The organism is Halomonas sp. AOP12-B1-6, assembly GCF_052379225.1.
Lineage (GTDB): Bacteria > Pseudomonadota > Gammaproteobacteria > Pseudomonadales > Halomonadaceae > Vreelandella > Vreelandella casei.
Genome location: NZ_JBQSYK010000011.1, coordinates 1 through 1,106, shown reverse-complemented (window position 1 = coordinate 1,106; position 1,106 = coordinate 1). Strand labels below are relative to the sequence as shown.

General features: G+C 57.7%; 1 protein-coding gene and 1 pseudogene. Both read right to left on the bottom strand.

The genetic code is table 11. From position 1 onward, the window contains the following. Positions 1–323 (bottom strand): annotated as a pseudogene (locus ACT3TR_RS17365) (electron transfer flavoprotein subunit alpha/FixB family protein); the annotation flags it as partial. Positions 324–355: 32 nt separating this feature from the next. Continuing rightward, on the bottom strand, positions 356–1,105 hold the full coding sequence (locus ACT3TR_RS17360) for an electron transfer flavoprotein subunit beta/FixA family protein (protein ID WP_193062638.1): 750 nt from the start codon (positions 1,103–1,105) through the stop codon (positions 356–358). Position 1,106: the final 1 nt, after the last annotated feature.

Below are 1,106 nucleotides of genomic sequence, written 5' to 3'. Positions count from 1 at the left end.
ACGTCCTTCAATGCCGCTAAACGGGGCAGTACGTTTTTGCCGGTAGTGGAGGCGCTGGCGAGAACGTGGCTGTAATCATCGGCCAGCTCAACCAGCAGCGCGCCCATGGGCTCGGCTAGCTGGTGGGCGTAGACCGCATTGTCGGCTACGCGCACTTTGCTCACGCCATCCAGCTTAGCGGCAGCCTCAGCGGCGGCCTGTACGCCTTCGCCGACAACCAGAACATCAATATCGCCACCCATCTCTTTCGCGGCTGCCACAACGTGGGCGGTGGCGCCAGCCAGTTGACCTTCATGCAGGTCGGCAAGTACCAAAATGCTCATAAAGTCAGCTCCTATTAAAGTACCTTGGTTTATTAAAGTACTTTGGCTTCGTTTTTTAGTTTGTCGACCAGCTCGTCTACCGAGGCAACTTTGACGCCGCCTTTGCGCTCAGGCGGCGATTCCACTTTGAGCAGGCTGACCTTGGAGGCCACCTCAATGCCGTAGTCGGCGGGGGTTTTAACATCCAACGGCTTTTTCTTGGCCTTCATGATGTCGGGCAGCTTGGCGTAGCGGGGCTCGTTGAGGCGCAGGTCGGTGGTCACAATCGCGGGCAACGTCAGGGCGATGGTTTGCAGACCGCCGTCGATTTCGCGGGTGACGTTTACGCTGTCGCCGTCGACCGCCACTTCAGAGGCAAACGTGCCTTGGGGCAAGCCGGTCAGTGCGGCGAGCATTTGGCCGGTTTGGTTATTGTCGGTGTCAATCGCCTGCTTGCCGAGAATCACCAGGCCGGGCTGCTCTTGCTCGACGACCTTGGCCAGCAGCTTGGCTACCGCCAGGGATTCCACGCGCTCGTTAGTTTCAATATGAATAGCGCGATCGGCGCCCAGCGCCAGCGCGGTACGCAACTGCTCTTGCGCGGCTTTAGGGCCGACAGAAACGGCGATCACTTCCGTGGCCACGCCCTTCTCTTTAAGACGCACCGCCTCTTCCACGGCAATTTCGCAGAAGGGGTTCATGGCCATTTTGACATTCGTCAGATCAACGTCTGAATGATCCGCTTTAACGCGAATTTTGACGTTGTAGTCGATGACGCGTTTAACCGCGACGAGTACTTTCATA